The sequence below is a fragment of the Bradyrhizobium sp. SZCCHNRI2009 genome (assembly GCF_032485115.1).
Lineage (GTDB): Bacteria > Pseudomonadota > Alphaproteobacteria > Rhizobiales > Xanthobacteraceae > Bradyrhizobium.
Genome location: NZ_JAUEUH010000001.1, coordinates 937536 through 964027, shown reverse-complemented (window position 1 = coordinate 964027; position 26492 = coordinate 937536). Strand labels below are relative to the sequence as shown.

At 64.4% G+C, this 26492-nt stretch carries 19 protein-coding genes and 1 CRISPR repeat array; of the genes, 13 read left to right on the top strand and 6 right to left on the bottom strand.

From position 1 onward, the window contains the following. Positions 1–4 precede the first annotated feature (4 nt). Positions 5–1396, bottom strand: a complete 1392-nt coding sequence (locus tag QX041_RS04300) for a nitrate/nitrite transporter (protein ID WP_316164565.1) — start codon at positions 1394–1396, stop codon at positions 5–7. A gap of 485 nt (positions 1397–1881) precedes the next feature. Between QX041_RS04300 and nirB the strand changes: the two genes are divergently transcribed. The 3 genes from nirB to QX041_RS04285 are packed head-to-tail and all read left to right on the top strand — an operon-like array spanning position 1882 to position 7344. Continuing rightward, positions 1882–4326 carry a nitrite reductase large subunit NirB gene (gene nirB / locus QX041_RS04295; RefSeq protein ID WP_316164842.1) on the top strand — a complete coding sequence of 815 codons (2445 nt, stop codon included), beginning with the start codon at positions 1882–1884 and terminating at the stop codon, positions 4324–4326. Beyond that, positions 4323–4649 (top strand): nitrite reductase small subunit NirD, encoded by a 327-nt coding sequence (gene nirD / locus QX041_RS04290; RefSeq protein ID WP_316164564.1) that lies wholly within the window; start codon positions 4323–4325, stop codon positions 4647–4649. Before nirB ends, nirD begins: the two co-directional genes overlap by 4 nt. A 10-nt stretch (positions 4650–4659) precedes the next feature. After that, positions 4660–7344, top strand: coding sequence for a molybdopterin-dependent oxidoreductase (locus QX041_RS04285; RefSeq protein ID WP_315714578.1), 2685 nt, complete (start codon positions 4660–4662; stop codon positions 7342–7344). Between the two features lie 131 nt (positions 7345–7475). Here the strand turns inward: QX041_RS04285 and rplA are convergent, their stop codons facing one another. The 4 genes from rplA to secE form a co-directional block, all read right to left on the bottom strand. Beyond that, positions 7476–8168, bottom strand: a complete 693-nt coding sequence (rplA, locus tag QX041_RS04280) for a 50S ribosomal protein L1 (RefSeq protein ID WP_315714579.1) — start codon at positions 8166–8168, stop codon at positions 7476–7478. 6 nt (positions 8169–8174) lie between these two features. Continuing rightward, positions 8175–8603 (bottom strand): 50S ribosomal protein L11, encoded by a 429-nt coding sequence (gene rplK / locus QX041_RS04275; protein WP_012045056.1) that lies wholly within the window; start codon positions 8601–8603, stop codon positions 8175–8177. A 235-nt stretch (positions 8604–8838) separates the two neighbouring features. Next, positions 8839–9396, bottom strand: a complete 558-nt coding sequence (gene nusG / locus QX041_RS04270) for a transcription termination/antitermination protein NusG (protein ID WP_316164563.1) — start codon at positions 9394–9396, stop codon at positions 8839–8841. Next, on the bottom strand, positions 9396–9587 hold the full coding sequence (gene secE, locus QX041_RS04265) for a preprotein translocase subunit SecE (protein WP_006611822.1): 192 nt from the start codon (positions 9585–9587) through the stop codon (positions 9396–9398). The genes nusG and secE overlap by 1 nt, the downstream gene beginning before the upstream one ends. A 425-nt stretch (positions 9588–10012) precedes the next feature. Between secE and QX041_RS04260 the strand changes: the two genes are divergently transcribed. From QX041_RS04260 to cmr6, 9 genes are all read left to right on the top strand, one after another. After that, entirely contained in the window at positions 10013–11248 is a 1236-nt protein-coding gene (locus tag QX041_RS04260; RefSeq protein WP_316164562.1) for an ABC transporter substrate-binding protein, read from the top strand. 680 nt (positions 11249–11928) lie between these two features. Next, positions 11929–12495: direct repeats of the CRISPR family, unit length 36 nt; unit sequence GCCTGCGGCCGCTGCGCACTAACAGCGCTTAGAAAC. Positions 12496–12690: 195 nt separating this feature from the next. Then, entirely contained in the window at positions 12691–14496 is a 1806-nt protein-coding gene (locus tag QX041_RS04255) for a caspase domain-containing protein (protein ID WP_316164561.1), read from the top strand. Between the two features lie 196 nt (positions 14497–14692). Continuing rightward, positions 14693–15514 (top strand): hypothetical protein, encoded by an 822-nt coding sequence (locus QX041_RS04250; RefSeq protein WP_316164560.1) that lies wholly within the window; start codon positions 14693–14695, stop codon positions 15512–15514. A gap of 147 nt (positions 15515–15661) precedes the next feature. Then, positions 15662–16726 carry an RAMP superfamily CRISPR-associated protein gene (locus QX041_RS04245; RefSeq protein WP_316164559.1) on the top strand — a complete coding sequence of 355 codons (1065 nt, stop codon included), beginning with the start codon at positions 15662–15664 and terminating at the stop codon, positions 16724–16726. Beyond that, positions 16719–19028: a Cas10/Cmr2 second palm domain-containing protein gene (locus tag QX041_RS04240; protein WP_316164558.1), complete on the top strand. Its 2310-nt coding sequence runs from the start codon at positions 16719–16721 to the stop codon at positions 19026–19028. Before QX041_RS04245 ends, QX041_RS04240 begins: the two co-directional genes overlap by 8 nt. Continuing rightward, positions 19025–20350 (top strand): type III-B CRISPR module-associated Cmr3 family protein, encoded by a 1326-nt coding sequence (locus QX041_RS04235; RefSeq protein WP_316164557.1) that lies wholly within the window; start codon positions 19025–19027, stop codon positions 20348–20350. The genes QX041_RS04240 and QX041_RS04235 overlap by 4 nt, the downstream gene beginning before the upstream one ends. A 16-nt stretch (positions 20351–20366) precedes the next feature. Next, on the top strand, positions 20367–21287 hold the full coding sequence (gene cmr4 / locus QX041_RS04230) for a type III-B CRISPR module RAMP protein Cmr4 (protein ID WP_316164556.1): 921 nt from the start codon (positions 20367–20369) through the stop codon (positions 21285–21287). Further along, a complete protein-coding gene (locus QX041_RS04225) occupies positions 21284–21709 on the top strand; it encodes a hypothetical protein (protein WP_316164555.1) in 426 nt (141 codons plus the stop codon). Before cmr4 ends, QX041_RS04225 begins: the two co-directional genes overlap by 4 nt. Further along, complete coding sequence (cmr6, locus tag QX041_RS04220) at positions 21706–22563, top strand: type III-B CRISPR module RAMP protein Cmr6 (protein ID WP_316164554.1); 858 nt, start codon at positions 21706–21708, stop codon at positions 22561–22563. The genes QX041_RS04225 and cmr6 overlap by 4 nt, the downstream gene beginning before the upstream one ends. 14 nt (positions 22564–22577) lie before the next feature. Here the strand turns inward: cmr6 and QX041_RS04215 are convergent, their stop codons facing one another. Next, the gene (locus QX041_RS04215; RefSeq protein WP_410051850.1) at positions 22578–23774 is read right to left on the bottom strand and encodes a hypothetical protein; all 1197 of its coding nucleotides are present in this window, start codon (positions 23772–23774) and stop codon (positions 22578–22580) included. 473 nt (positions 23775–24247) lie between these two features. Between QX041_RS04215 and cas1 the strand changes: the two genes are divergently transcribed. Beyond that, entirely contained in the window at positions 24248–26491 is a 2244-nt protein-coding gene (gene cas1, locus QX041_RS04210) for a CRISPR-associated endonuclease Cas1 (protein ID WP_410051849.1), read from the top strand. Position 26492: the final 1 nt, after the last annotated feature.

The window sequence follows — 26492 nt, the reverse complement described above, 5'->3', positions numbered from 1 at the left end:
CGGTTCAGACGCGCGCGCCGGAAACGGCGCCCCACGTGGTGCGCCAACGGACCTTGACCATGGCAAGTCCGACGAAGCCGAGCAATGCCAGCAAACCAAAGAACAGGAAGCCGGCCCCGAATCCGCCGGTCATTCCCTTGGCCGTGCCGAGCGCCTGGGCGAGGAAGAATCCGCCGATGCCGCCTGCGCAGCCGACGAGACCGGTCATCAGGCCGATCTCGTGGCGGAAGCGCAGCGGAATGAGCTGGAACACCGCGCCGTTGCCCATCCCGAGCGCGAGCACGCCGATCGAGAACAACAGCACCGAAATCCACGCAATGCGTGGCATGTTCATGAGCGCCCAGCCCGCCTGGGTCGGCGCAGCCGGCCCTTCCGGCATGAAGGCGATCACGACATAGGCGGCGACCACAATGCCAAACAGGATCGAGAGCGACCGGATGCCACCGATCCGGTCCGCAATGAGACCGCCCACCGGACGGAAGCCGGAGCCGAAAGCGACGATCAGCGCCACCAGCAATCCGGCCGCCACTCCGGAGACATGATACTGCACCGAGAAGTACAGCGGCAGGGCGTTGGCGAGGCCGACGAAGCCGCCGAAGGTGATGAAGTAGAAGAACATGAACCAGCGGCTGTCGGGATCGCGCAGCAGGCCGCCATAGGCCTTGAGCGAGACCGGCTTGCGTTCACCGGGCGCATCCTTCGCGGCGACGATGTAGTAGATCAGGACCATGACCATCGGGATGAGCAGCACCCCGAAAACGGCCTGCCAGCCCCAATGTTCGGCGATGGTCGGCGCGAGCAGCGTGTCGAGCACGACGCCCATGTTTCCGGCCCCTGCGATCCCCATCACGATGCCCTGATACTGCGGCGGATACCAGCGGCTGGCCTGAGGCAGAGCGACGGCGAACGAGGCGCCGCCGATGCCGAGCACGACGCCGAACAGCTCGACGGCCAGCTTGCTGGGGAGTCCGAAATAGGCAACGCAGGCGGTCGCCGTCATGACCACCAGTTGCGCGATCACGCCCGTGCGCTTGGCGCCGATGATGTCGGCCAGAATGCCCATGGGAACACGCAGCAGCGCGCCTGCCAGCACGGGGATCGCGACCAGCGTGAACTTTTCGTTGACCGCAAGATTCATGTCGCGGGCGACATAGACGATCAGCGGTCCGAGTGCGACCCAGGCCATGAAGCTGATGTCGAAATAGAGGAAAGCAGCCAGCAGTGTCGGCCAATGACCGGCCTTCTTGAAGTCGTCGAGCTTCATGGTCTCAAACCTCGTGACGCAGGCGCGCGCGAGCAGGCTCGGCAGGAGCTGCGTAAAGGGGACAAATTGTCGGGTGAGTTGAGCGGCGGTCTCGTCGTTGAGATACGCCCGGCCCTGCTCGCCTTTCAGCAAGTTTCGCACCAACTTTGGTGATTCACGTTTTTCTCAACCCGTACCGGCGCTTGGGACTTCGAAGCCGCAGTTCTACGGATCGCTGATGCTCAACATGAACGCAGAGCCCGCCTGCACCGCGCGCACACTGATGGCTTTTTGAGCGCCCGCCGAAGCCGACGCGATCGGTGCTCGAACCGAAGCGCTTCCATCGATGATGCACATAATCTGATCGGCCGCGGCTACTATTTGAGCGCAGGTGTCGCCAGCAGCGCGCGCAAGCGGCGGCTCAACCCTTGAATTACCGCGATTTCCGGCGACGACACGAATGGCACGAGATTTGAATCAGCTGGCTCGCGACCGTCATTGGCGACGATCAGCTCTGCCCGCAGTTGGGCCTCCCCCAAAATTCAAACATGACCACAGCGACCGATTGGGCTGACGCCCGTTCGCGTCGCCGCTGGATGTCGCTGGCATTCGAAAGGCAGACCATGCTCGACAAGACGATCAAGCAGAAACTGGTGGTGATCGGCAACGGCATGGCCGGCATTCGCACAGTGGAGGCGCTGCTGGAACGGGCGCCTGATCTCTACGACATCAGCGTCTTCGGCGCCGAGCCCTACGGCAACTACAACCGCATCCTGCTGTCGCCGGTGCTCGCGGGCGAGAAGACCGTCGACGACATCATGCTGAACACGGAGCAGTGGTACGAGGACAACCAGATCACCCTGCGCAAGGGCGAGACGGTCACGATGATCGACCGCCGGAGCTGCGAGGTGGTCACCGAAACTGGCGAACGCTATCCTTATGATCGGTTGCTGATCGCGACCGGCTCGAGCCCGATCGTTCTTCCGGTCCCCGGCGCCGCCCTGCCCGGCGTCATCGGCTTCCGCGACATCAAGGACGTCGAGCACATGGTCGAAGCCTCGACGCGACATCGCCACGCGGTCGTGATCGGCGGCGGCCTGCTCGGCCTCGAAGCCGCCAATGGTCTGATGAAGCGCGGCATGAAGGTCACGGTCGTGCATCTTCTCGACACGCTGATGGAGCGCCAGCTCGACCCGGTCGCCGGCGGCATGCTGCGCAAATCGCTGGAGGAGCGCGGGCTGGAGTTCAAGATGCCGGCGCAGACGCAGGCCATCCTCGGCGAAACGCACGTCACCGGCGTCCGCTTCACCGACGGCACCGACGTCGCGGCCGATCTCGTGGTGATGGCCGTGGGCATCCGTCCCAATATCGAACTGGCAAAGAAGGCCGGGCTGTACTGCGAGCGAGGCATCGTGGTCTCCGATACGATGCAGACTTATGACGGTCGCATCTACGCCGTCGGCGAATGCGTGCAGCACCGCCGTCAGACCTATGGTCTGGTGGCGCCGCTGTTCGACCAGGCGAAGGTCTGCGCCAATCATCTGGCGATGAAGGGATTCGCCACCTATGACGGGTCAGTGGTCTCGACCAAGCTGAAAGTCACGGGCATCGACCTGTTCTCTGCCGGCGACTTCGCGCCGGGACCCGACAAGGAGGAGATCGTCCTGCAGGATGCCAATCGCGGCGTCTACAAGCGGATCATCCTGCGCGACAAGAAGATCGTGGGCACCGTGCTGTACGGCGACACCATCGACGGGCCCTGGTATTTCCAGCACATGCGCGACGGCACCGATGTCTCCCACATGCGCGAACGTCTGGTGTTCGGCTCGGCGCATCTCGGCGACGGTGGCCACGGCGGACAGAACTCGGTTGCCGCCATGAGCGACGAGGCCGAAATCTGCGGCTGCAACGGAGTCTGCAAGGGCGCGATCGTCAAGGCGATCAGCGAAAAGAAGCTGTTCACGCTCGACGACGTGCGCGCCCATACCAAGGCGTCGTCCTCATGCGGCTCGTGCACCGGCCTGGTCGAGCAGGTGCTGGCGTTCACGCTCGGCGGCGACTACTCGGCGGCGCCCAAGGTGAAGCCGGTCTGCGCCTGCACCGACCACAGCCATGACGACGTCCGGCGCGTCATCATCGAACAGCAACTGAAGTCGATCCCCGCTGTCATGCGGTTCATGGACTGGAAGACGCCGAACGGCTGCCATTCCTGCCGGCCCGCCTTGAACTACTATCTGCTCGCGACCTGGCCCGGCGAGTATCGCGACGACCAGCAATCCCGCTTCATCAACGAGCGCGTTCACGCCAACATCCAGAAGGACGGCACCTACTCCGTGGTGCCGCGGATGTGGGGCGGCGTGACCACGCCCGGCGAATTGCGCGCGATCGCCGACGTCGCCGACAAGTTCAACATCCCGACCGTCAAGGTGACCGGCGGACAGCGTATCGATCTGCTCGGGGTGAAGAAGGAAGATTTGCCGGCGGTATGGGCCGATCTCAACGATGCGGGTATGGTCTCCGGCCACGCCTATGCCAAGGGTCTGCGCACCGTGAAGACCTGCGTCGGGTCGGAATGGTGCCGCTTCGGCACCCAGGACTCCACTGGCCTCGGCATCAAGATCGAGAAGTTCATGTGGGGATCATGGACGCCCGCGAAGGTGAAGCTCGCCGTCTCCGGTTGCCCGCGCAACTGCGCGGAATCGACCTGCAAAGATGTCGGAGTGATCTGCGTCGATTCAGGCTACGAGATCCATTTTGCGGGCGCCGCCGGCCTGCACATCAAGGGCACGGAATTCCTGACCAAGACCGCGACCGAGGACGAGGCGCTCGAGATCATCGTCGCGCTGACCCAGCTCTATCGCGAGCAGGGCTGGTACCTGGAACGGATGTACAAATGGTGCGACCGCGTCGGCTTCGACAACATCCACAAGCAGGTGGTCGAGGACGTCAAGAACCGCAAGGCGCTGTTTGAACGCTTCGCCTATTCGCAGCAATTCTCGCAGAGCGATCCATGGGCGGCGCGCGCCCGTCGCGGCGTCGATCGCAACGAGTTTACGCCGATGGCTGAATTGGAGCTCGCATGACCACCTGGTTTCAAGTCGGCCCGCTCGACGACATTCCCCCGCTCGGCTCGCGCGTCGTGCGCACGCCGCGCGGCAACATCGCGGTCTTCCGCACCGATGGTGACGAGGTGTTCGCGCTGGACGATCGCTGCCCGCACAAGGCAGGCCCCTTGTCGCAGGGCATCGTCCACAACCGCCGCGTGACATGCCCGCTGCACAATTTCGTCATCGAGCTCGCGACCGGACAGGCCGTGGCACCCGACCAGGGCTGTACGCCATCCTATCCCGCAAAGGTCGAGGATGGCGAGGTGTGGTTGTCCCTGCAGCAGACGGCCGCGGCCTGAACGGTATCGCATGAGCGTCAGGACGACATGCCCCTATTGCGGCGTCGGTTGCGGCGTCGTCGCCGATCGGGACGACTCAGGGACCATCAGCGTCCGCGGCGATCCGCAGCATCCCGCCAATCTCGGCCGGCTGTGCGGCAAGGGATCGGCGCTGGCGGAGACGATCGATCTCGGGGGACGTCTGCTCGAGCCGGTCGTGAACGGACGGGCAGCCGGCTGGGATGAGGCGCTCGACCTCGTCGCGAGCCGTTTCACCGAAATCATCCGCGACCATGGACCGGATGCCGTCGCATTCTATGTTTCGGGGCAGTTGCTGACCGAGGACTATTACGTCGTCAACAAGCTCGCCAAGGGCTTCGTCGGGACCGCGAACATCGACACCAATTCGCGCCTGTGCATGGCGTCGAGCGTCGCGGGCCACAAGCGCGCGTTCGGCAGCGACACCGTTCCGGGCTGCTACGAGGACCTTGAGCAGGCCGGCCTGCTGGTCCTGGTCGGCTCCAACGCCGCGTGGTGCCATCCGGTGCTGCACCAGCGCATGCTGGCGGCCAAGGAGCACAATCCCGGCTGCCGTATCGTCGTTGTCGATCCGCGGAGGACCGCGACCTGCGAAGGCGCCGACCTGCATTTGCCGCTGCGTTCCGGAAGTGACGCGGTGTTGTTCAACGGCCTGCTCGCCTATCTCGCACGCGGCGGCTATGCGGACGACGGCTTTGTCAGTGAGGTCACCAGCGGCGTTGAATCGGCGCTGCAGGTCGCCGGCCGGCAGACAGTCGCCGAGACCGCGGCGGCCTGCGGGCTGAGCGAGGGCGCGGTCGAGCTGTTCTTTTCATGGTTCGCGAAGACGGAGCGCGTTGTCACGCTCTATTCCCAGGGCGTCAATCAGTCGAGCAGCGGGGTCGACAAGGTCAATGCGATCATCAACTGCCATCTCCTGACTGGCCGTATCGGCCGTCCCGGCATGGGACCGTTCTCGCTGACCGGCCAGCCCAACGCGATGGGGGGCCGCGAGGTGGGCGGCCTGGCCAACCAGCTCGCCGCGCATCTCGATATCGAGAATGCCGAGCACCGCGAGCTGGTGAAGCGATTCTGGCGGTCACCGGTGGTCGCGCCAAAAGCGGGGCTGAAGGCGGTCGAGATGTTCGATGCGATTGCCGATGGCCGCATCAAGGCAGTCTGGATCATGTCGACCAACCCCGTGGTCAGCCTTCCCGACGCCGATCGGGTTCGTGCCGCGCTGGATCGCTGCGCGTTCGTGGTCGCGTCCGATTGCATGCGCGACACCGATACCAACCGGCACGCCGATGTCCTGCTGCCCGCGCTCGCCTGGGGTGAGAAGGACGGCACAGTCACCAATTCGGAGCGACGGATCTCGCGGCAGCGGGCGTTCCTGCCCGCGCCAGGCGCAGCGCGCGCGGATTGGCGCATCATTTGCGACGTCGCCCAGCGGATGGGGTTCGCCGGTTTCGAGTATGGCAGCGCGGCCGAGATCTTTCGCGAGCACGCGGCGCTGTCCGGCTTCGAGAACAATGGCGCGCGCGACTTCGACATCTCGGCGCTGAGCACGCTCGACAGCCGCGCCTATGAGGCGCTGGCGCCGATCCAATGGCCCGTGACGCGGGATTTTCCGACCGGCACGGCGCGGATGTTCGAGAACAGGCAATTCTTCACCGGGGATCGCAGAGCCCGTTTCGTGGCTGTCACGCCCCGAGCGGCGCGGAACGCCACCAGCCGCGACTATCCGCTGGTCCTGAACACCGGGCGCATTCGCGACCAGTGGCACACCATGACGCGGACGGGAAAATCCGCGCGGCTGCTCGCGCACGTCTTCGAGCCTTGCGCCGAATTCCACCCCGAGGATGCGCGCCTTGCCGGTCTGGAGAACGAGGCGCTGGTGCGGCTTACGAGCCCCTGGGGCAAGATGGTGGCGCGCGTCGCGATCTCGACCGAGCAGCGGCGGGGCTGCGTGTTCGTTCCGATGCATTGGAACGAGGAGTTCGCCGGCGCTGGCCGTGTCAACGCGCTGGTCAATCCCGCGACTGATCCGCTGTCGGGTCAGCCCGAGTCCAAGCATACGCCGGTGAAGGCGGAGCCATATGCGCCGAACTGGCACGTCTTCATCCTGAGCCGGCAGGAGATCCGCCGTCCGCCATGCGAGTACTGGGTGCAGGGCAAGGTCGGAGCGTGTTTCCGGCTCGAGCTTGCCTTCGACCAGCGGCCTGCGAGTTGGCGCGAGTGGGCCGCCGAACAGCTTGGGATCGCTGGAACGGAGATCGATTGGATTGCGTATCGCGACCCGGCCGCCGGCCGGTTCCGCTACGCAGGCGTATCGGATGGCCGGCTGCAGGGCTGCGTCTTCGTCGCGCCCGACCAGCGGCTGGGATCGCGGTCGTGGCTGATCGGCCTGTTTGCCGAGCAGCGGCTGTCACCGAACGCCCGCAACGCCCTGCTCGCGGGCCAGCCATTGGCGGCCGCCGACGACATCGGTGCGGTCATCTGCTCCTGTTTCGGCATTGGTCGTAACCAGATCTCGTCGGCGATCCAGAACGGCGCAGGGAGCGTCGAGGCCGTCGGCCAACGTCTGAAGGCCGGGACCAATTGCGGCGCCTGCAAGCCCGAGATCGGCAAGCTGCTGGCGGCTGCGAGGCCCAGCATGCGATCCGAGGCCCGGACATCCGAAGGCGCCCGGGGCTGAGCCTCGTTGTGTTTGCGCCAGCCCGGCTGCAATTTTGCAGCGGGCGTGCCGCTCACTTGGGGTGCGGAAATGCGAAGGGCGGGATCGATTGCCGATCCCGCCCCACTGAATGCTGACGATGTCCGAAGGTGTTACGCGAGCAAGGTGCCCGGCTCGACCTTGACGCCCGGGCCCATGGTCGACGACACCGCGACGCGCTGGACGTAGGTGCCCTTGGCGCCGGCCGGCTTGGCCTTCACCACCGCATCCGCCAGCGCCTTGATGTTCTCGACCAGCTTGTCCTCGGCGAACGAGGCCTTGCCGACGCCGGCCTGGATGATGCCGGCCTTCTCGACGCGGAACTCGACCGAGCCGCCCTTGGCGCCTTTGACGGCGCCAGTGACGTCCATGGTCACGGTGCCGATCTTCGGATTCGGCATCATGCCGCGCGGACCGAGCACCTTACCGAGACGGCCGACCAGCGGCATCATGTCGGGGGTGGCGATACAGCGGTCGAAGTCGATATTGCCGTTCTGCACCTTCTCGACCAGGTCCTCCGCGCCGACCACGTCGGCGCCGGCGGCCTTGGCTTCCTCGGCCTTCGCGCCGCGGGCGAACACGCCGACGCGGAGCGTACGGCCGGTGCCGTTCGGCAGCGTCACGACGCCACGGACCATCTGGTCGGCGTGGCGCGGATCGACGCCGAGGTTGATCGAGACCTCGATGGTCTCGTCGAACTTCGACACGGCCCGCTCCTTGATCATCTTGATCGCGTCAGCAAGCGGGTAGAGCTTGGTGCGATCGATGCCCTCGCGGGCCTTCTTCAAACGCTTTCCGAGTGCCATGGCGCCTTACCCCGCAACTTCCAGACCCATCGAGCGGGCGGAGCCCTCGACCATCTTCATGGCCGACTCGATCGAGTCGCAATTCAGGTCCTTCATCTTCTTCTCGGCGATCTCGCGCACCTGCGCCTTGGTCACCTTGCCGGCCTTGTCGCGACCCGGGGCCTTGGAGCCCGACTGGATTTTGGCGGCCTGCTTGAGGAAGTAGGACATCGGCGGGGTCTTCATCTCGAAGGTGAAGGACCGGTCCGCATAGATGGTGATGACCACCGGGATCGGGGTGTTCTTCTCTTCCTTCTGGGTCTGGGCGTTGAACGCCTTGCAGAACTCCATGATGTTGAGACCGCGCTGACCGAGCGCCGGACCGATCGGCGGCGACGGATTGGCCGCGCCGGCCGGAACCTGAAGCTTCAGGTAACCGGTTACTTTCTTTGCCATTATGACTCTCCAATGCGTTCGCGATTCTGCCTGATGCGAACGCAACGCCTTGGGGCGACAAAACCCGTCAGGCGAGGTTTGGGACCGTGGTCCGGCGCGCTTGGCCCGGCTGGCAAAGCCGGTCACGCCTCCCACGAACGAAATCGCCCCCCGTTCGGGGAGCGAAGCGCGCCCGATACACGAGATCGGACGAAAAGGAAAGCCCGGGACGCCGAGAGAGCCGGCAGCCCGGCCCTTAACCGACGATCTTCTCGATCTGGTTGAATTCCAGTTCGACCGGCGTCGCACGGCCGAAGATCGACACCGCGACCTTGACGCGCGAGCGGGCCTCGTCGATTTCCTCGACCACGCCGGAGAACGAGGCGAACGGGCCGTCGGCAACGCGGACGTTCTCGCCGATCTCGAACGACACCGAGGATTTCGGCCGCTCCACGCCTTCCTGCATCTGGTTCAGGATGCGCATCGCCTCGCCTTCGGAGATCGGCATCGGCTTGTTCTCGGCGCCGAGGAAGCCGGTCACCTTGGGCGTGTTCTTGATCAGGTGGAACGCCTCGTCGGTCAGCTTCATCTTCACCAGCACGTAGCCGGGGAAGAACTTGCGCTCGGCGTCGATCTTGCGGCCGCGGCGCACCTCGGTGACCTTCTCGATCGGCACCAGCACCTGCTCGAACAGGTCCTCGAGATTGCGCTGCTTGGCCTGCTCGCGGATCGACTCCGCGACCTTCTTCTCGAAGTTCGAATAGGCGTGGACGATGTACCAGCGCTTGTCGGAGCTTTGCGTTGCGGTTGCCATCAGTGGATGCCCAGCACGAGGGTGATGAGATAACGGATGATCTGATCGGCGGCGAAGAAGAACACCGAGGCCAGCGCCACCATCACGAACACCATGATCGTGGTGATGGTGACCTCGCGACGGCTCGGCCACGAGACCTTGGCGGTCTCCGAGCGCACTTCCTGCAGGAATTTGAACGGGCTGGTAGCCATCGTCAGGGGTCCGCGTCCGTCATCGGACGATTGAAGAGTTGACTGGGAAAACCGAACAGCCGTCCTTGGCCCACCCTCTTGTCGGAGAGATGAGCCGAATCCACGGGCTCGCTTGTTCGGGGAGTGAAAAGCCGCGCCGGATATCCGCTTTTGTCGCGGGCCGGCTGCAGGTTGCCAAGATATCTACTGTCCGGCGGGCCAAAGGTCAAGATATGGGCATGCCGGGCGTCGGCGGTCATTCCCGTGGCAGGCCCCCGCCAGGCTCGCAACAACGCGGTTTTTCGTGCCGCGGCAAGCCATTTCCGCACCACGGCAGGTTGAGCAGTTGCCGCGACGAAATGCCCGCGGTGGAGCGGCTCCTGCTCTTGCCGGGCCTGCGGCGCCCGCTCATTCTCGTCCGCACAAGAACAATCCGGAGGAAACCCATGACCTTTGCCCCGCGCAAGGGACGGACGCGCCTTGCCGCCGTCAGCCTTGCTGCTCTCGGTCTTGCCGCTCTCGCCCTCACCGCCATCCCGGCCCGGGCACAAGCCCCGCTCAAGATCGGCGTGCTCAGCGACTTCTCGTCGGTCTATTCGGACATCGGCGGCCAGGGCAATCTCGAGGCGACCAAGCTCGCGGTCGAGGCGTTCGGCGGCAGCATGTTCGGCAAGCCGATCGAGGTGATCAGCGCCGATCCGCAGAACAAGGCCGACATCGCCGCCGCGATCGTGCGCAAATGGTACGAGAACGAGGCCGTCGACATGGTGATCGACATGCCGACCTCGGCCACCGCGCTGGCCGGCATGGAGATGTCGAAGCAGTTCGAGAAGCTGATGATCGTGACGGATGCCGCGAGCTCCGACATCACCGGCAAGTCCTGCTCGCCCTACACCGTGCACTGGACCTACGACACTTATGGAAACGCGCACACGGTCGGCAGCGCGATCGTCAAGAACGGTGGCAATACCTGGTTCTTCATCACCGCCGACTATCTGTTCGGCCATTCGATCGAACGCGACACCGGCGACGTCGTGCGCGCCGCCGGCGGCACGGTGGTCGGCAGCGCCCGGCATCCTCTCAACAACCAGGACTTCTCGTCCTTCCTGCTGCAGGCGCAGGCCAGTAAGGCCAAGATCATCGGCATGGCCAACGGCGGTGGCGACACCATCAACACCATCAAGCAGGCCGCCGAATTCGGCATCGTCGCCGGCGGCCAGAACCTCGCCGGCATCGTGATGTTCATCTCCGACATCCACAGCCTCGGCCTGAAGCTGGCGCAGGGCCTGATCATCACCGAGGCCTATTACTGGGACCTCAACGACCGCACCCGCGCCTTCGGCAAGAAGTTCTTCGAGCGCATGAAGCGGATGCCGACCATGAACCAGGCCGCGACCTACAGCGCCACCCTGCACTATCTCAATGCCGTCAAGGCCGCCGGCACCCGCGACACCAAGCCGGTGCTCGCGAAGATGCGCGAGACCCCGGTGCGCGACGCCTTCACCGACAACGGCATCCTGCGCGAGGATGGCCGCATGGTGCACTCGATGTTCCTGTTCGAGGTGAAGAAGCCCGAAGAGTCGAAGGGCCCGTGGGACTATTACAAGGTGCTGGCGGAGGTGCCCGGCGACCAGGTGTTCCGGCCGCTGAAGGACGGAAACTGCCTTTATGTGAAACAATAAGGGGTCGCCGAAATGCATTCGGGGCTCGCGCGCTGCGGGCCCCGACCTCACCTGTCTCGTCGATTTTTGGCTTAAGTGCTTGATCTCGCTGGCAGGAGTGGAGAGGCTCGAACTCTGCTGCTTTTGCCTGGAACCACTGGATTTACAGGGCTTTTTGATCGGACCGGCCACCGCTTGTACACCGTTTTTGTGCACCGGGCAAACGTGAGCGGAATCATGTCGCGCGGCTGGATTGCCCACCGACGAACCGTCTTGTCGCATGAAAAAAATGGTGCATGTGGCGAGAGGGATGGCTCTGCGCCTGAAGCCGAGGTGGCCGCATCGGCCCGCTCTAATCTTCGTATCGTCGCTCCGTCGCGCGTGACAACCGCGTTCAACCCGACTCGCTGCTCCCCTCCCTCGTCCCCGACATTGGCAGCGACGCGCTGCAGCTAGATCCGCGTCTCTGCTCGTAACGAAGGCTTCGGTAATTTGACACCGATACAGCAAGAACCCATGGCTACCGGAAAATCCACGGGACGGACCCTGTGGAATTAACTCAACCATCTGATTATTATATAGATTTTACGCCGAAGATCGTCTATATTTCGCCATGTCATCGCTCAACAGGCAATTTTCCTGGGACCCCGTGGAACTGAACCCAATTCTCAACAATTTGACAAAGGGTTGGAAACAGGGGAGCCTGCGGCCGCTGCGCACTAACAGCGCTTAGAAACAGCACTTTTTTCGTCCAGTTTCTTAATCAAGCCTGCGGCCGCTGCGCACTAACAGCGCTTAGAAACTAATCGAAAGACGACATTTTCATTCCTTGCCTGCGGCCGCTGCGCACTAACAGCGCTTAGAAACCTGGATAGCCATCACAAGTCTCCTATCAAGCCTGCGGCCGCTGCGCACTAACAGCGCTTAGAAACGCTGCGTTTCCCTTTCAAAGGAACCTCCTTAATGCCTGCGGCCGCTGCGCACTAACAGCGCTTAGAAACTTGATCGACATGAGATGCTCCCGTCGTCGTAAGCCTGCGGCCGCTGCGCACTAACAACGCTTAGAAACGAATCGGCAGAGATGAGAGCAACGAGGGGCCTGCGGCCGCTGCGCACTAACAGCGCTTAGAAACGCGATGCGATGCATGACGTAGCTCCTGGAATGCCTGCGGCCGCTGCGCACTAACAGCGCTTAGAAACAACCATGGCGTTCATAGTCGTCTCCTTGGCAAGCCTGCGGCCGCTGCGCACTAACAGCGCTTAGAAACCCCCTGAACGGCCGAAGCCGGGGAGGAAGGCCTGCGGACGCTGCACACTAACGGCGCCACGACGGCTGGTCCGCTAGCCTTGATCAGTCCGAAAGCGGGCAGCCGAAAATCCCCAAAGAAAGCCGATTGGCAATCTTGCGAAAAGCACTACCATGAGATCTCAACGTCTGATCGATCCCATTGAGGTTGTGCCGCATGAAACGGCGGGATCTGCTTGTTGGCGGCGGCTTGGCTCTGGCGCAATTCGCAGCGTCGAAGGGACTCGCGCAGTGCAGCGCGCCAAGCGCGCGAGCGGCTGTGGTCGTCGGCGTGAACAAGACTGGGGCTCTGCCCGTCTTGCGCGCGGCGGTCTCGGGCGCGAAGGCGGTGGCAGCTTGGCTGTGCAGCGAAGGCTTTGAAGTCAAGCTCATCGTCGACGAAACAGGGCCGGTGACGGCGGATTCGGTCAAGCGGGCCGTGTTCGAGCTGGTCGATCGGGGGACGCTGACGCACCTCGTCGTCTACTTCTCGGGCCACGGCGTCTGTGTCGGCTTCAACGAGTACTGGCTGCTGACGGGTGCGCCCCGGGACGCCAGCGAGGCAGTGACCCTGATGGAGAGCTGGGAGCTTGCTCATCGAAGCGGCATTCCGAATGTCGTGTTCATTTCGGATGCGTGCCGCTCGATTCCGGAATACCAGACCAGTCTGTTGACCGGCACGCTGATTTTTCCCATCGCGACGGCGCCCGGCACCGGCGGAAAAGTGGATCGTTTCTTGGCCACCGAGCCCGGGCAATCCTCCATCGAGGCGAGCGCCGCAGCGGCGGCCTATGACAGCATCTTCACATCCGCATTCCTGGATGCGTACAAGCACCCTCGACAAGACATGGTGCGGCAGATAGACGGACAATCGGTTGTGCCGAATTATCTGCTCGAAGACTATCTTCGCAAGGAGGTCCCGCTCCGGCTCGCCAGGATCGATCTCAAGCACAGGCAAGTTCCCGAAGCGCGGATCGAGTCCCGCGACAACTTCTACATCGGCCGGGCCCTGCAGACTGCCACGGCCGACGCCGGCACTCCGATCGCACCGGAAAACATCCGGATCTTCGATGTCGCCAATCGCGAGTTTGCTCGCTCCTCGCTCGGCACCTTGGGGCCGCTGCGCGACATCTACGCTTCCGCACTGAAGCAGGTCGCAGACGAAACCGGCTTCACGGACGCAAAGATCTCCATCTCCCAGGCCAAGAGCACGCTCGCCTTCGATGCTGAAACGGGTTTCGCCATCAATGGCGCGACCGTACGCCACGCGAGGTCGACGGGGCGAACCGTCATCGACATCATGGCTGACCGGGTGGCTCCTGCCCTGGTCCGCGTCACCCCCGCGGATCGACGGCCTGCGGCCGTCGCGCTCATGTTCGAGGACGGCTCGGGGACTGTCCTTGCGGCGTTGCCCGGCTTCATCGGGACAATTACCGTCGAAGGCGGGCGGGTCACAAGTCTCACCTACGAACCATCGGTCCGCGGCGGTCGCCCCGCGGCATCCGGCGATCAAAAGACGCAACTGGACGAGTTGCACGCGCTCGTCGGAGCCGCAGCGAAGTACGGTGCCTTTCGCATCGAGGGATCAGAGCAGGAGCGAGCGAGGTCAGCCGAGCGGCTTGCCAGCCAGGTGCGGGTGATGAAGGGGATCGACCCCACGCTCGGCATCTACGCAGCCTACGCCTATGCCGACGCCAATCTGGTGGACCAGGTACGGTCCGTGCAGTCCTTCATGAAGGAGGATCTCGGCAGCAACCTTTTCGACGTCGCACTCCTTGCCAACAGGCTGACCGGTACGCGCGCCGGGGATCCCAACGACCCTGTCCCCTTCTGCCCGATGTTGACCCAGGGCTGGCAGCTGCTTCGCGTCAAGGAGGTCGCCTTGCCGGAAGCGATCAGTCAGGCGAGATATCATCTGCGTGAGGCCTTGTGGACGACGTTCGATCCGCAAGGAATGAAGCTGGTCCTTAACTACATGACATAGCCCGGATCGAGCGACGACCCGCGAGCCAGGCTGAGCAGACACGTCCTCCGGGAGCGCCACCATGAACCGTCGACAATTCCTCTCGGTCACCGCGACAGGACTGGCAGCCGCGGCGGGACTGACGACAGCTGCTGCAGCCGATGGGCCGGCTCGCCTCGTTCTCGTCCACGGCCGCTCTCAACAGGGCCTCAATCCGATGGTCCTGAAAGCGATCTGGCTAGAGACGCTGAGACGCGGCGCCGCGAAGCTCGACAGGAAGCTGCCCGAGCCCCTCGAAGTCGCCTTTCCATACTACGGCGACAAGCTCGACGATTTCGCACGACGGTATGAGCTGCCGCTCACGACCGACATCCAGACCAAGGGCAGCGGGATCGACAGCGACTTCCTGAGCTTCCAGGCTGAGGTCGCTGAGCAGATGCGGAGCCAGGCCGGCATCACCGATGTCCTAGTGCAGAAGGAATTTGGACCCAACCCGACCGAAAAGGGACCCCAAAACTGGGCATGGGTTCAGGCCATCATCCGTGCCATCGATCGTAACGCAGGCAGTGTCAGCCAAACGTTCATCGAGAAGTTCATGCGCGATGTCTACCTCTACACGTCGCAGCCCGGCGTGCAGGACGCGATCGACAATCTGGTCGGAGCCGACATCGACGAGAGACCCTGCGTCATCATCGCTCACTCGCTCGGTTCGGTGATAGCGTACCACCTGCTCCGGACCGATCGTCGTGCGCTCAACGTGAGGGCCTTCGTGACCGTCGGATCCCCCCTTGCGATCAGGGCGATACGTGACCGATTCAGGCCGATCGGATTCCCGACCAAGGCGCGCAGCTGGTACAACGCCTTCGATCCTCACGATGTCGTCGCGCTCTATCCTCTCGACGGCACGAACTTCCCGGTGAGGCCGGCCGTGGAGAACTACGGACAGGTCCTGAACGCGACCGACAACCGGCACGGGATCGTGGGGTATCTAGATGATGCTCACGTGGCGGCGCACGTGTTGGACGCTCTCGAGTCGTGATCAACGGAACGCGCGTCGCCGCTGCGCACTGTCCCACACGAGCGTCCTCTCGCGCGAAAAGATACTCCGCCGGGGAAGCGGATGCGAACCGCGTCTCAGGCCGCGGCGCGAATGCCGGACACGCGACAGATTCGGCGGGATTTGCGTTTGGACAGTCAATTTTTGTCTTGCGCTCGTAGAGGGTTTCGCGAACAATTAAGCCTGCTCGATTTGAAGTTGTCAGATTTCACACCGTCAAATTACCTGCGAATGCATCAGCTTCGGGTTACGTTGAAATTTGCGACGCCGGCGATTCTTGTAGGCTTTGATCAAGCCACCGCAGAGCTGCGCGTTCCGAGCCTGCTCGGAATGATCCGGCAATGGTGGCGAGCCCGAAACTACCATGTCGGCGGCTGGCAGCATTTGGAAGCAAAGATCTTCGGCGCTGCCGCCGGTGGCGAAGGCGACAATGCCGATCCGTCCAAGCCGGCCGAGGCCGGCGGGCAGTCGGTCTTCTCAGCCGTACTGACGCCGGCCACCAGCATAAGCCCACAGACGCTCGATCAGGTCTTCAGGTCGAGCAGTCCTGAGCGCAAGCTGCTCGGGCCGCGAAAGCAGTCGGGCGTGCTGGCCTCCGGCAGCTCCTTCGTCGTGACGTTCTACTTCCGCGCCGCTCATGCCGAATATGCGCCTCAGATCGCCCGCGCCACGGAGCTGTGGGGACTTGTCGGTGGCGTCGGCACCGGCCAGCGGCGTGGCTTTGGCAGCGTGGTCGTCGACGCTTTGGCCGGGGATAGCGCGTGGACGGCGCCCGCGACGGCCAGCGCCGTCGCGGATCGGATCCGCTTTCTGCTTCCGCCGGACGAGGCCAAGGCCGCAGCACCTGCCGATTTTGTTACGCTCGGACCGCAGGCGAGGATCTGGACCAAGGAGATCCAGGGTGACGCTGCTGCGGCGCTGCGCGCCTATGCCGAGTTGACCGCGCGCTTCGCGAGTGGGTCAAGGCTGGCGGCATCCGACGTGTTTTCCGAACAATCGCTCTTGCGCACCCGCCTTCCAAGTCCGCTGCACGTTCACGTGCATCCGCTCGGCGACACGTCTCTGCTGGTCATGAGCCTGCTGCCGACCCGGCAGGACGTCGAGCATCAGCCGGCCGCGATCGCGCGCATCGAGACATTCGTCCGCGAGATCGACGCCATCCCCCTGCACCCGGAGCTAACTCCCCGTGGCTGAGGTCAACCTGCACTTTCACCTCGGCCCGGTTCAGGGCCTGATCTCCGAGGCGCGTCGGACGCGAGACTGGTGGGCCGGGTCGTTTCTGCTGTCGTGGCTGGTCGCCAACGCGATGGCGGTGGTCACCGAGAAATTTCGCGGCACGATCGAAAGCCCGGATGTCGGGCTCGGGCGCGGCAGCCGCGTCAGGCAGCCGAACGATCCGGTGCTGGCCTGTGCGATCGACGCGATGAAGCCTGGCTACGTTCCGAAGGACGGCCCGATGCTGTCCACCCTGCCCAATCATTTCGTCGCGGCGCTCAGCAGCGAGAAGCTGGCGAGAGAGGCCGGCAAGGCGGCCGAGCAGTGCATCAGGGAGCGCTGGGTAACGCTCGCCAGCGCCGTGCGCGACATGCTGTTCGCGCCCGAGCACTGGCAGGCTCGGCCCGATGATCGCGAGCGCGCGTTGCGGCTATGGAATCGCCAGATCGGCTCGACGAGTTGCACCCCAATGTGGGAGATCTATTGGGTGTGCGCCAAGGCCGGCCAGGATGGCGACGCTCTGCTCGACGCCCGCAAACGCTGGCGCTGGTCCAGGGATGCGGAAGGTCTGCCGCCGGTGGAGGGCGCGATCTGCTCCATGATGGGGGATTGGGACGAGATATCTGGCCGCTCCAAGCTCGAACGTACCCAGCGCCAGGACTTCTGGCGCCACGTCCGCCAGCGCCTGGTCGACGTCCGCTATGCCGGCTATGCGCGACAGCCTTCGGATTGCCTCGACCTGCGCGAGGATGAGATGCTGTCGGCGCCGGCGCTGGTCAAGCGGCTGTTTCCTCTGCTGGCGTTCGATCATCCGCCGGATGAGGCGGATTCTCTCAGGCGCATCATCGGCTGGACGCCAAGCATCCGCGTGAGCTACGCGGTGTTTCAGCTGCATCCCGAGAACTGGTGGAAGGACAGGCTTCGCCGGACGTTCGGGCTGCCGCCGTCGCCGGCGCGTACCGGCTTCGCGCAGCCGAGCGACGCTTCATTCGATCAGAATCCGATCTTCTGGCCGTCGACGAGCTGCATCGCCGCAACGCATTGGCTGGCCGACGCGCTCGAACGGGCGCCAGTGGAGACCGAGCGATTCGCCGAGGCGATCGCCAGGGTCAGCCCGAAATACGCCCTTGCCGAACAGAACCTCTGGGTGAAGCGGCTGAAGGATGCGGCAGCCGCGTGCAGGGACAAACTCGAAGACCCCGCTATCCTCAGCGTCGACGGCGCATCGCTGTTTGCTTCCAGCCTCATGAAGTTCGACGGCTCGACCGACGCGATCACCAGGGCCGGCTCGCTGCTGTCCGCGCTTTACCGTCAGGTGAAATCCGAGCCCGCCCCCTATTACGCCGTCCTGAAGATGGACGGCGACCGGATGGGCGAACTGATGACGCCGGAGCTGTCGCAGAGGCTGGCCCGCTTTGCCCAGGATCTGAGGGGCCGAGCGGGCCAGGACGTGCCTGACGCTGATCTCGGCCTCGCCGCGCGCCACAACGGCATCCTGCTCTACGCCAGCGCCGACGAGATGCTGGCGCTGCTGCCGATCGAGGACGCGCTGGCCGCGGCGCTCGCCATTCGCAACGAATTCGCACGCAGCACGCGCGGCCTTCGCCTGTCCCGTCCGGCGACGATTTCCGGCGCGATCACCTTCGCACATCGTCAGGTGCCGCTGCGATGGGTGATGCAGTCGAACCGCGTTCTGCTGAACAAAGTCGCGAAGGAAGACGCAGGCCGCGATGCGCTCGCCATCGAGATCCTGGACCGGTCCGGTCAGCTCGCTGAATGGGCCGCCCCCTGGAACCGGGTGGGCGATGAACGCGCCGGCGGACCGGAGACCCTGCTGGCGCTCGTCACCGACGCGATCGGCCCGCGGCCGTTCCTCGGCAGCAATCAGTTGCTGCACGACCTCGACCAACAGCTCGAAACCTTCACTGACGGAGCGGACGACGCCAGCACCGGCACCCGGATCGCCGCGGCCAAGGAATATGACAGGCGCTATGCGCGGCCGGGCGGCCACGGCGTTGCGCGGACTGCGCATGAGCGCATGGCGAACATGCTGACCCGCCGGATCCTGCAACAGCGGGCGCAGGAGGGAAACGATGCCCCGGTCGACGACGAGCTGATCGAGCGCGTGATGCAGCTCTGCCGCATCCACGGCGCCGTCGACGGCAAGCATGCGTCCTGGATCGCGCCCATGAGCCTTGCCGGCATGAAGCTGCTGCGCTTCCTCAGTCAGAACTGGCGGGCTCAATCTGCGCAGCCAGCGTCCATGGAGCTGACGGCATGACGAAGTCGGCACTCGTCGAGCTCAGCCCGACCGACACCCTGTTTCTCAGGGAAGGCCGCCCGTTCGATCAGCTCGACGCCGGACTCGCCGAGGCATCGTCACAGTTTCCGCCGCTGCCCTCGACGCTCGCCGCGATGATGGCGTTGGCGATGGTCAGGCAGGCTGCCGGCGATCAACTCGATCCGGCGGATCACAACTGGTATGGCGACCTCGACTATCGTCCTGCCCTGCCGAGCCTGGAGGCCGCCAGCAACGAGGCCTTGCGCGAGCGGCTGGCCCTTGTCCGCGGCCTCACCGGACGGAGCGCGCCGCCGGCGCCATCGCCGATGCCGCCAACGACCGAGGGCAGCGCCGAGGGGGCGTCGCCGGCAACGTTGCGTACCACCGGGCCCTATCTGCTGCGCACCACAGGCCGGCAACGCAGGCTCTACGTTCCCTGGCCGTCCTCGCTGATGGTCGAGAAGAAATCGCGATCGCTGCGCAGCGTCGCTCCGAACGCCGCGCTGCTGCCATTGGCGAGCGACCAGACGTCCGGCCCCGTCCCGAGCGTGCTGCCGATCGGATCCGTCAAGGAGCCGATCGTGCTCGAACGTCTCAACGATCGCTGGATCGAATGGACTGCGTTCTGCCGCCATCTCGCCGACCTCGCGGGCGCCTTCAAGCCGACCGAAGGGCTAAACGATTTCAGCGTCGGCCGCAGTGACATCCTCAGCGTCGATGAACGGATCGGCATCGCCATAGACCCCATCACCGGCACGGCGCGCGCCGGCAATCTCTACGCCGCCGGCCACATTCGTCTCAACCCAGGCTTTTCACTTGCCGTAGTTCTGGACAGCGCCACCGAACTTCAGCCCGATTGGCTTCCCGACAGCGCTCCACTCGGCGGTGAAGGCCGTCAGGTCGCGATCAGCATCAGCGATCTCGCCATGCCCGGACTCAGCGGTGGTCAGTTCAAACTGTTCAAGACTGATCGGGACGGCCTTCGCCTGCGTCTCACGGCCTTGACACCCGTCCCGGTCACAGTCCCGCAGGGGCTGCCGGCGATGACCGGTCCGAAAGAGGCGCTTGGCCAGTTCAGCGGCATGAAGATCGTGAGCGCGGTGGTCGATCGTCCCCGCGTCGCCGGCATCTGGCGATCCGGCCGCGTCTCCGGCATTCGCGTTGTACCGGCGGGATCGACCTGGTTCGTCACGGTGCCCACCAAGAAGAACCCGGAAAATGCGGCCCGGCAGCTCGCAGACGCGGCCACGCATCTCCGACTCGCTTCGCCCGAACTCGCAGCGCTCGGATATGGCGCCTTCGCGATCGGAAACTGGCCTTGAACAACGGACAAGCGAGATGACCCCTACAGCTTCAACGACCGATCGCGCCGCGTCCTCGAACCGCTTCATCTGGCTGCGCGCCGAAACCTTCATCCATGTCGGCGCGGGCGAGACATCGTCGCTCATCGACCTGCCATTCGCCCGCGAAAGCGGAACGTCCTACCCCTACATTCCTGGCTCCGGCATGAAGGGCGCCTACCGGGCGATGTGCCGGGTGAAATACCCTGCCATCGTCACTGGCGACGAGGAGCACGCGACGGATGATCCGCGGCTGCTCTCGCTGTTTGGAGAGCAGGACAACGCCGGTCCGGTACTGGTGTCGGATGCGCGTCTTGCTTTTCTGCCGCTGCGCTCGCTGTCGTCGGCCTTCGTTCTCGCAACCTGCCCCAACGTCCTGCAGCGTTTGGTGCGGGACAGGCGCTTTGCCGGCGGCATCGCATTCGACCCGGCGATGTTCCTCGCCAATCTGGAGAATTGGGACGAGGAGGCGGTGCAGTCCGATCCTGCCCATGGTGATCAGCTGTTCATCGAGGAGTTCAGGTTTCCGCGCGGTGATCCCGGCCTCTGGGACGCGCTCCGTCCGGGACTGGAGGCGCTGCTGACGGGATTGGACGGAATCCCGGACGCAATCCGGCGGGTCGCGATCGTCAGCGATCCCGATTTCGGCTTCTTCACTCGTCGCCGCCTGCATGTCCGGTCCCGCAACAGGTTGCTGCCCATCAGCAAGACCGTGGCGACGGGCGCATTGTGGAGCGAGGAAAGTCTTCCGCCCGAGACCATCATGTACAACATCCTCAGCGCCCGCGGGCCGGCCTATGTCGGCAAGCTGACCGAGCTGACCGAGCTGATCCACGACAGCGGATGCGGCTATCTTCAGGTCGGAGGCAATGAGACGGTGGGCGAAGGCTGGCTCTCGTTGCATGGGGCCCAGTCATGAACATCACGGACCTGCCGCTTGCCCGCTACGCACATGCCTTCGAACGGCTGACGACATCGATCGAAAAAGGCAACAGTCCCGACGATCTCAGCAAGGAGATCGACGCGCTCGGGAGCGCGCTGATCGTGAACGGCCTCCCGGCGATGCTTGCGATCGCTCAGGCCGGCTCGGGAAAACGCAAGCAGCTGACGGTCGACGTCGCCAACTGGCTATGCCAATGGCTGGTGCAGGAATGCGGCGATCTGCTGCCGGATGTTCAGCCAAGGCCCTGGTTTATCGTCGGGCGCATTGCCGCAACCGAGAGACGGGCCGATGTCCGACATCTCGAGGAAGAGGCGACGGCGTATATGGGCTCGATGAAGATGCTGGCCAAGGCCGCCAAGGTTCAATATCCGCAGAAGAAGGCGCGCGCATCGACATGAGAGCCGTCCATCAGGCAGCGCAGACAGCGACGCTCGGATCCGGCGCGCAGGCCGGCAACGCCGGGCTGTTCTTCGAACGGATGGGAGCCGGCTGGCGGCCCGACAAGAACGGCCACAAGCCCGACAAGAAGACCTGGATCAGATCCGTCTGCGGACTGCGGGGAGATCAGGAGCAGCTTGCGTCCGCGGCAGAGCGGCTGAAGCGTCTAGTCATGTCACAAGGGGGGATTTCCGACGCTTTCAAGACTACCAGCCGTCTTCTGATCGGTATGGGCATTGCAAACCCGATCGAGAACGCGCTCGCATGGCATAGGGTGCTGGGAACGCCTTACATTCCGGGGTCGTCGGTCAAGGGTCTCGTCCAGGCCTACGCCCATGAATGGGCCGGCGCGTTCGGCAGCCCCGACGATCCGGCGGACGTCCGCGCCGAGCCCGAAGCGCGAGCCCGCCGCATCTTCGGCCGGCTGCGCACCCTCGATCAATCGTCCACGCCCGATGACGACATCCTGCTCGGCAGCGTCGTGTTTCTGGACGCCATCCCGGTGGATCCGGTCACGCTCACCGGCGACGTGATGACGCCGCATCCGATCGGGGAGCGAACACCTGGCGGCGAGCCGTCGCGGCGCAGCGGCCCGAACCCGATCGAATTTCTCGCGGTCGAGACCGGCGCCCGATTTCAGTTTGCGGTGATGCCATCACTGCCTTTCGTCGGCAAGGTGAGAGCCAACACCGACGCCCTTGAAGAAGCGATGTCGGACTGCCGCATGGTCATGGACTGGATGACGGACGCGCTTGCGATCATCGGCGCAGGCGCCAAGACCAAGGCCGGATACGGCCGGTTCGAGCGAATATGATAGACCGGCCCGCGTCAGCCTCCTTTCACGGGCGTGTAGCGCATCGGAACGAAATCGCTGAACACGACCTTCCATCGGTCTGATGACCCCTGCGCAGCCAGCTCTTCCGCAACGTAGGAAAATGTCACCCTCTGGCGCAGCGATGCGATCGAGGCCGCAGCCGACACGGCCGACGTTCCGCCGGTGATGTCGAAGCAGATCCGCGGCTCCTTGCCACCCCGGCGCTGCTTCGCGATGATGGAATCGTAAACGGCGGATATCTGCTTGGCGTCGGCAAAATTGACGGGCGTCTCAGGTTCGACCACTGCCTTGCACGGCGTCTTCTGCTGACGCGCCCGCTCGCGGGCCGCCAGCGCAATCCATGATTCGATCAGCGTTTGAAGCCGCGCCGCCAGCGCACCGCTCGTCGCATGCGGCCCGCCCAGCGACGGCAGCAGGATGATGCGCGCCAGCACCGGATCGCCGGTCTCGCTCATCAGATGCGGATAGAGCGCGCGCAAGGCCTGCTGCCAGGCGCAGTTCTCCAGCGGGAATGTCTCGCGCTGAACGCCGTTGCGCCTGATCGCGAGCCCAGGCTCGCGCAGGTCGCCGAGCGTGGCGTCGGCCGAAGCGATCGTGCGTCCATCCAGGTAGGCCGAGTAATCCGGTTCACCGCGCGCAAAGCCGACCAACCAATCGAAATCGGAATCAGAAAACTCCTTGCCGGGGAAGCGGTGCGGCCAGGAAACCGGGATCACCAGAACCTCGGCCTCCGGCGAGGCGGCCTCCGGATGAGCGGTGATCTCGAAATGCTCCGAGAGGCGGTGCTCGGCAAACAGCAGAAAACGCCCTGCCCCCAGCGCCAGAACCAGAGCAAGCCCGATCTGGATCAGGGCTTCCGCGTGCCAAGCCGCGAGGAATCGGCCGCCCCACCAGTCCTCTGCCGCTGCGGGCGGAGATCGATGTTGGCCATCGGTCCCCTGACCGACCGAGTCTCCGTGGGACGCCTCCTTCAAAGGCGATTCAGCATGCTCGGGCGGGGAAAGGCAGCCGTAGGACAAATGGAACTTCGCCGCTGCCGCCGTGCTGCAGGCAAGGCTGTGCAGCAGACGGCCACCGATGGATTCTCCGATCGTAGCCAGTAGGATGGCGGCGCCGAGAGTGATGAGAACCTTGAGAACGTTGCTGCTGCCGTGCCCCGATTTTCTGTATCCCAACGTCATCTGCCCCAACACGCAATCTCTGATCCCCGCCAGTCGCGATCATAGCACGCGCGGCTGAAAGCGGGAATGACGTCCGACCTACGATCGCCATGGATAGCGCCGGCAATCCGCCCAATCGCGGCGCTGAAAAGCCAACGAGCAGCGGCGACCACGAAGCTGCTCCCGCGCAGGTCTATCCGTTGCGCACCGAGAAGGTTGGGCTAGCTAGCGACATTTGGAGGCTGCGCGGCGGAACGCCGCCGTGCGATGCCCACTATCAGCTGTGCGCGGCGGCTGCAGGCGACTAATCAGCAGTTAAAGCTGGAGGGATGAAGTTTCTAAGCGCTGTTAGTGCGCAGCGGCTGCAGGCAGTATATCCTCGCCGCCGCCGCTCTGGCAGTTTCTAAGCGCTGTTAGTGCGCAGCGGCTGCAGGCATCGTACCTACCACAAAAACAAGGACTGAGTTTCTAAGCGCTGTTAGTGCGCAGCGGCTGCAGGCTGGTTGTCGAAGGGAAACTCAAAGCGGGTGTTTCTAAGCGCTGTTAGTGCGCAGCGGCTGCAGGCTCCCCCATTTCCAAGCCCCTGTCAAATCGACAAGATTTCGGGTTGTTTCCACGGGGTTCCATCCTTTAAACTGATTTTCGGCAGAGTCGCCTGCACGACAATTAGTTTATGCCAATTTTTGCAAATTGGATCAATGAATAAGCTCTCTTCCACAGGCTCCATTTTCGATCGGCTCTGCCGCCACGTCTCGCTGCTGGCGGGGTGGGAGCGGACGTGGCGCAATGCCGGCGGACCGGGCGGCGACGGTGTCACGCTACAGCAGTTCGAAGCGGCGCTTGACGACGAGATCACGAGGCTGTGCCGCGATCTCGCGCTCGGCTTCTACGCGCCCGGCCCTTGCCGGCATCTCGCCATTCCCAAACACGACGGCGGGGCCCGGCCGCTGTCGATCCCGTGCGTGCGCGACCGGGTGGCGCAGAGCGCGCTGCATCTCCTGCTGCAGCCGCTGCTCGATCCCCAGCTCTCGCCGACCAGCTTCGCCTACCGTCCGCACCGTTCGATCGATCAGGCGGTCCGGGCGATCGAGACCGCCCGCGCCGACGGCTTCACGCATGTTGTCGACGCCGACATCGAGCGCTTCTTCGAGAATGTCCCGCACGACAAGCTGCTAGGCCGGCTCGGTGTGCTGCTTGCCGAGAATGCCGTCCTGCAGCTGATCACGGTCTGGCTCGAAACCGGCTCGCGGACGCACGGCCGCGGTCTGGCCCAGGGCGCCCCGATCTCCCCGCTGCTGGCCAACCTCTATCTCGACGAACTCGACCGCAGCATTCAATCGGACGCCGCGCGCGTCGTCCGGTTTGCCGACGACTTCCTGGTGCTCTGTCGCACCGAGGCCGCCGCCCACGCGATGCTCCCCCGGATCGCCGGCGTGCTCACCGATCTCGGCCTGCGCCTCAACGCCGAAAAAACCCGTGTCGTCGACTTCGACAACGGCTTCCATTTCCTCGGCCGTGTCTTCGTCCATGCCGCAGCCTTCATCGCCCATGAGGCCGAAGCGCAGCTGACGACGGAAAGCACCCGCCTGGAGCACGACGACCTCACGCTGCAGGATCCGGCCTGGCCATCGATCGCGGAGGATATCGACGATCCCTTTCATCTCGTCCCGGAGGACGCGGACGGGATGGTCGACCCGGAAACGGCGGACGCCCCTGCCCCAGCCCCGCTCACCGATCTCGCGCCGATCATCCGGCCGCTCTATCTGACGACGCCAGGGCGCCGGCTCGATCTGCAAGGCGAGGCCTTCGCGGTCCACGAGCAGGAGCGTGTGGTGTTCGCGGCAGTGCCGGCGCGGATCGACCGCATCGAGGTCGGGCCGGAAACCGAGGTCAGCGCGGCTGCGATGCGCCATGCGCTGCTGCACGAGATCCCACTGGTGTTCGTCTCGACCACGGGCGCGCCACACGGTGATCTCGCCGCAACGCCGGCGCGACATGGCGACATCCACCTCGCCCAGGCGCAGATGGTGCTGGATCCGGCGGCAAGCCTCGCCCATGCGGCAGCCGTGGTCCGCGGCCGCATCCGCAATCAGCGAGCGCTGCTTTTCCGGCTGAACCGTAAACGCGGCGACGCCGAAACCCGGCGGGTTGCGTCCTATCTTGGCCGCATCGCGCTGAAGCTCGACGTCGCGACCACGATCGACGTCGTGCGGGGCATCGAGGGCCAAGCCGGCGCCGAGTTTTGGCCGGCCTATGGACGGATGCTACCGGTGGACTTCACCATCGCAACACGGCGCCGCAACGAGGGCGCAACACGCACCGATGTGCTGCTCGACTTTGCCGCGCATCTCATCACCCGCGAGGTCGAGACGTTGGTCCGCCGTCATGGCCTCCATCCTGGCTTTGGAATCCTGCATGTCGTGCGTAGGAAGTCCGGGCCGCTCGCCTGGGACTTGGTGGAGGCGTTCCGGGCGCCGCTGATCGAGGGCTTCGTCGGCTACGTCCTAAACAACCGCATCCTGGTCGCCGATCACTTCACCTGGAGCGAGAGCACCGGCTTCCGCCTGCTCGCCGAGGGACGCGATCGCTTCATCCGCGCCTATGAGCAATGGCTGAACCGTCCGGTGCGCAACCCACGGCGCAAGACCGACAGCATCTGGCGCCGGCTGGTCGATGACGACGTGCTGGCGTTTCGCGAGGCGGTGCTCGGCGGCCCCGCCTTCGTTCCCTATACCATGGACTATTGAG

What these genes read in the sequence shown, in the direction of transcription:
- QX041_RS04235 (WP_316164557.1), top strand. Translation starts at nt 19,025, where the DNA reads ATGACGAAGTCGGCACTCGTCGAGCTCAGCCCGACCGACACCCTGTTT.
- QX041_RS04250 (WP_316164560.1), top strand. Translation starts at nt 14,693, where the DNA reads ATGGTCCTGAAAGCGATCTGGCTAGAGACGCTGAGACGCGGCGCCGCG.
- QX041_RS04260 (WP_316164562.1), top strand. Translation starts at nt 10,013, where the DNA reads ATGACCTTTGCCCCGCGCAAGGGACGGACGCGCCTTGCCGCCGTCAGC.
- QX041_RS04255 (WP_316164561.1), top strand. Translation starts at nt 12,691, where the DNA reads ATGAAACGGCGGGATCTGCTTGTTGGCGGCGGCTTGGCTCTGGCGCAA.
- nirD (WP_316164564.1), top strand. Translation starts at nt 4,323, where the DNA reads ATGACCACCTGGTTTCAAGTCGGCCCGCTCGACGACATTCCCCCGCTC.
- secE (WP_006611822.1), bottom strand. Translation starts at nt 9,587, where the DNA reads ATGGCTACCAGCCCGTTCAAATTCCTGCAGGAAGTGCGCTCGGAGACC.
- cmr6 (WP_316164554.1), top strand. Translation starts at nt 21,706, where the DNA reads ATGAGAGCCGTCCATCAGGCAGCGCAGACAGCGACGCTCGGATCCGGC.
- rplA (WP_315714579.1), bottom strand. Translation starts at nt 8,168, where the DNA reads ATGGCACTCGGAAAGCGTTTGAAGAAGGCCCGCGAGGGCATCGATCGC.
- cmr4 (WP_316164556.1), top strand. Translation starts at nt 20,367, where the DNA reads ATGACCCCTACAGCTTCAACGACCGATCGCGCCGCGTCCTCGAACCGC.
- nusG (WP_316164563.1), bottom strand. Translation starts at nt 9,396, where the DNA reads ATGGCAACCGCAACGCAAAGCTCCGACAAGCGCTGGTACATCGTCCAC.
- QX041_RS04285 (WP_315714578.1), top strand. Translation starts at nt 4,660, where the DNA reads ATGAGCGTCAGGACGACATGCCCCTATTGCGGCGTCGGTTGCGGCGTC.
- rplK (WP_012045056.1), bottom strand. Translation starts at nt 8,603, where the DNA reads ATGGCAAAGAAAGTAACCGGTTACCTGAAGCTTCAGGTTCCGGCCGGC.
- QX041_RS04225 (WP_316164555.1), top strand. Translation starts at nt 21,284, where the DNA reads ATGAACATCACGGACCTGCCGCTTGCCCGCTACGCACATGCCTTCGAA.